The organism is Kitasatospora sp. NPDC088742, from assembly GCF_055584905.1.
Genome location: NZ_JBVJLD010000059.1, coordinates 50,723 through 54,790 on the forward strand (window position 1 = coordinate 50,723; position 4,068 = coordinate 54,790).

The window sequence follows — 4,068 nt, forward strand, 5'->3', positions numbered from 1 at the left end:
CGGTGCCCGAGCCGAGCGCGAAGACCACCGGCAGCGACTTCTTCCGGGCCGCCAGGTCGGCGCCGACCGGCTTGCCGGTGACGGCCGGGTCTCCCCAGATGCCGATCAGGTCGTCGATCAGCTGGAAGGCCAGGCCGATCTCCCGGCCGAAGGCGTCCAGTGCCTCGGCCGCCTGCTCCCCGCCACCGCCGTACAGCGCGCCGACCGCCCCGGCGCAGCCGAGCAGCGCCCCGGTCTTCGCCTCGGCCATCTCCAGGCACTCGGCCAGCGTCACGTCGGTGCGCTGCTCGAAGGCGCAGTCGGCCTGCTGGCCCGCGCACAGCTCCACCACACAGTCGGCCAGCCGCCGGATCGCCGCCGGGACGGCCGGGTGGTCGTCCTCGGCCAGCACCCGCAGGGCCAGCGAGTGCATCGCGTCCCCGGCCAGGATCGCCTCGGTGATGCCGAACGCCCGCCAGGCGGTGGCGCGGTGACGCCGGGTCAGGTCCCGGTCGATCACGTCGTCGTGCAGCAGGGTGAAGTTGTGCACCAGCTCCACCGCGGCGGCGGCCCGGACGGCGATGGCCGGGTCGGAGCCGCCGACCGCCTGGAGGGCGGCCAGCACCAGGGCCGGGCGGATCGCCTTGCCCGAGCCGGTGGCGGAGGGCGTGCCGTCCGCCTCCCACCAGCCGAAGTGGTAGCCGGCCACCAGCCGCATCGACTCCGGCATGGAGCCGACCGCGGCCCGCAGCGCCGGGTCCACCACCGCCCGTGAGCGGGCCAGCAGCTCGGCCGCCTCGGAGCCCTCCTGGCTGCCGTTCCCGGTCCCGCTCCGCTCCAACGCGAAGATCCCCATCGTGCCCTCCCCCTGTCTCTCGATTGCCTCGTACGAACGGAACCGCCGGACCGCGGCCGGGCCCCTGGAGCCTGTCTGACAATTCGCGTCGGATCAGACCGGATCGTGCGTGCCGGGCGGGCCGGGCACGGCACTAGCCGCGGTGTGCCACGTCCACGTTCTCCAGGACGCCGACCGCGTCCGGGACCAGCACGGCCGCGGAGTAGTAGGTGCTCACCAGGTAGGAGACGATCGCCTTCTCGCCGATCCCCATGAAGCGCACGTTCAGCCCCGGCTCGACCTCGTCGGGGATGCCGGTCTGCCGCAGGCCGACCACGCCCTGCTCCTTCTCGCCGACCCGCATGGCCAGGATCGAGGTGGTCTGGCGGGGGGTGACCGGGATCTTGTCGCAGGGCAGGATCGGCACTCCGCGCCAGGTGGTCAGCAGCTTGCCGTCCTTCTCCCGGGCCGGCGGGTGGAGCCCGCGCCGGTTCGCCTCGCGGCCGATCGCGGCGATCGCCCGCGGGTGGGCCAGGTAGAACTTGGTGCCCCGGCGGCGGCTGAGCAGGTCGTCCATGTCGTCCGGGGTGGGCGGGCCGGAGCGGGTGGAGATCCGCTGCTCGTGCGCCACGTTGGCCAGCAGGCCGAACTCCGGGTTGTTGACCAGCTCGTGCTCCTGGCGCTCGCGCAGCGCCTCGATGGTCAGCCGGAGCTGGTGCTCGGTCTGGTTCATCGGCTTGTTGTAGAGGTCGGCGACCCTGGTGTGCACCCGTAGCACCGTCTGGGCCACGCTCAACTCGTACTCGCGGGGCCGGAGTTCGTAGTCCACGAAGGTGGTGGGGACGAGCGGCTCGCCGGTGTGACCGGCGGACAGCTCGATCGCGGCCTCGCCGCGCTTGTTGGCCGGCCGGGCGGCCGCCTCCCGGTAGCCGCGCAGCTGCTCGCGCAGCCCGGCCGAGCGGGCGGCCAACTGCCGGAAGGCGTCCAGCGGGAGGGCCAGCACGGTGCCCGCGGTGGTGGCGGTCACCGTGTACGGCCACAGCGGCTCGTCCTGGGCGAGCGCCTCGTCGCCCACCGGGTCGCCGTCGGCGGCGCCGCCGAGCGCGGTGGTCTCGCCGTACTTGCCGGTGCCCGTCCGCCGGAGCTTGCCGTGCGCGACCAGCAGCACCTCGGCCACCGGCCGGCCGGCCTCGGCCAGCACCTCGCCGGGCGAGATCCGCCGCTGCACGCAGCGGCCGGCCAGCTCGGCCAGCGGCCCGTCCTCCGGGAAGCCGCGCAGCACCGGCAGCTCGCGCAGCGAGGGCGGCACCAGCCGGACCTCGGCACCGGTCTGCTCGAAGGCGACCCGGCCACGCCCGGCCAGGTACGTCAGCCGCCGGTTCACCCGGTACGTCCCGGCCTGCACCTCCACCCAGGGCAGCGCCCTGAGCAGCCAGCGGTCCGTGATCTCCTGCATCTGGGGGGCGGACTTGGTGGTGCTGGCGAGAGTCCGCGCCGCCTCGGTGCCGAGGCTGGAGCGCGGCTGCTCCGCCCCGCGCTGGACGGGGACTCCCTGCTGGATCTCGGTGCTCATCTGCGACCCTTCCGCGGGCACGGCGAACGTGGACGTGGCTCCGTCCCCATGGTGCTGCGGAATCGGACGAGCACGGTCCAGTCCGGTGGGCCAACTCACCCGAACTGATGACAGTTCAGGCGTTCGAGCCCCGTCGGCGCCACCACTGTGCTCCGCACGCCCCCGTCCGCTCCGTTCCCGGAAGATTTCACCTGCCGGTAACCTCCCGCCACCCACTCCAGGAGCCCCTCCGAGCAGGGCTTTTGACCCTCCGTCCGCGCGGTGGTCGACGCGCGTCACGGATCGGCTGCCACCCACCGTTCACCCGGTTCGTACGGGGCGCTAAGGTGCCACCACAAGGGCGCGACCAAGGCCGTTCTGGCCACCCTCACGCGGACGCCCTCTCCCTTTGCCGTGCCCTCCTGCACCACCCCCCTGCCCTGCCGTCTGCTTTGCCGTGCCCTCTCCCAGGGAGACCTCCGTGAGCGCCCCCGTCCGCGTCTGGCTGAACCGCACCTACGCCGAGAACGTCTTCTTCATCGACCTGCTCCGGGCCGCCCCGGTCGAGGTCTTCGCCACCCATGTGGACACCGACTCCCCGGTGCTGGCCGCCGCCGACCACGGCCTGCCGGAGCCGGACGGCCTGACTCCGGAGGCGTACCTGGAGTTCGCGCTGGACTTCTGCGACCGGCACCGGATCGACGTCTTCCTGCCCCGGCTGCACCAGGAGGTGGTGGCCCGGCACCGCGCGGAGTTCGCCGCGCTCGGCACCGCCCTGGTCTGCCCGCCCGCCGAGGGGATAGCCACCTTCGCCGACAAGGTGGACGGCTACGTCGCGATGGCCGCCGCCGGGTTGCCGGTGCCGCCCTGGTACCGGGTCCGTACCGCCGGCGAACTCCTGGCCGCCGTCGCCGAGTTGGAGGAGATGGGCGAGCAGCCCTGCCTCAAGCCGGCCAGCGGCGCGGGCGGCGAGGGCTTCCGCACCATCACCCGGGAGCCGTTCAGCCTGGGGCAGTTGAACGGCTGGCCGAGCGGCAGCGTCCAGCTGGACCAGCTCGCTGGCGCGCTGGCCGCCGCGCCCGGCTCGGTGGACCTGCTGGTGATGCCCTACCTGGCGGGCCCCGAGGTCTCGGTGGACTGCCTGGCCGACCAGGACGGCCGCGTGCTGGCCGCCGTCGGCCGCACCAAGACCGGCCGCCGCCGGGGCTTCACCACCGACCCGGCCTACCTGGAGCCGGCCCGGCGGCTGGTGGAGACCTTCGGCCTGTCGTACCTCTCGAACGTGCAGTTCCGCCACTACCGGGGCGTTCCGGTCCTGCTGGACATCAACACCCGGCCCTCCGGCGGCCTGCACCAGCTGCGCCTGTGCGGCCTCAACCTGCCGCTGGCCGCCGTCCAACTCGCGCTCGGTGCCAGCCCGGTGCTTCCGCTGGCCGAGGACCTGCTGGGCACCGACTACGCGCTGGTCTCCTCGGTCCAGCCGGTGCTGCCCGCCCCGGCTGCGGCTGCCCCGGTGGCCCGGTTCGCCGCGATGGCCTGAGCCTTCCCGGTCCGACGCCCGGTCAGGTCGGACCGCTCCAGTCCAGGGTCGGCGGGAGGACACCCTCCAGGGTGAGCAGCCAGCGCTTCACCTCCACGCCGACCTGGCCGCCGCCGAAGCCGCCGATCCCGTCCGAGGCCACCACCCGGTGGCAGGGCACCA

The 4,068-nt window shown here is 73.8% G+C and carries 4 protein-coding genes; 1 reads left to right on the forward strand and 3 read right to left on the reverse strand.

The window, feature by feature from the left end; translation table 11 throughout:
* Together ACZ6ZR_RS33525 and ACZ6ZR_RS33530 are read right to left on the reverse strand one after the other, a co-directional pair.
* The coding region (locus tag ACZ6ZR_RS33525; RefSeq protein ID WP_465648911.1) for a polyprenyl synthetase family protein at window positions 1-835 on the reverse strand (835 nt) is incomplete at its 3' end.
* Between the two features lie 133 nt (window positions 836-968).
* Window positions 969-2,375: a family 2B encapsulin nanocompartment shell protein gene (locus tag ACZ6ZR_RS33530; protein ID WP_465648919.1), complete on the reverse strand. Its 1,407-nt coding sequence runs from the start codon at window positions 2,373-2,375 to the stop codon at window positions 969-971.
* A 472-nt stretch (window positions 2,376-2,847) separates the two neighbouring features.
* Between ACZ6ZR_RS33530 and ACZ6ZR_RS33535 the strand changes: the two genes are divergently transcribed.
* Window positions 2,848-3,906, forward strand: coding sequence for an ATP-grasp domain-containing protein (locus ACZ6ZR_RS33535; protein WP_465648913.1), 1,059 nt, complete (start codon window positions 2,848-2,850; stop codon window positions 3,904-3,906).
* 22 nt (window positions 3,907-3,928) lie between these two features.
* Here ACZ6ZR_RS33535 and ACZ6ZR_RS33540 read toward each other — a convergent pair whose 3' ends face one another.
* Entirely contained in the window at window positions 3,929-4,066 is a 138-nt protein-coding gene (locus ACZ6ZR_RS33540; protein WP_465648921.1) for an MGMT family protein, read from the reverse strand.
* Window positions 4,067-4,068: the final 2 nt, after the last annotated feature.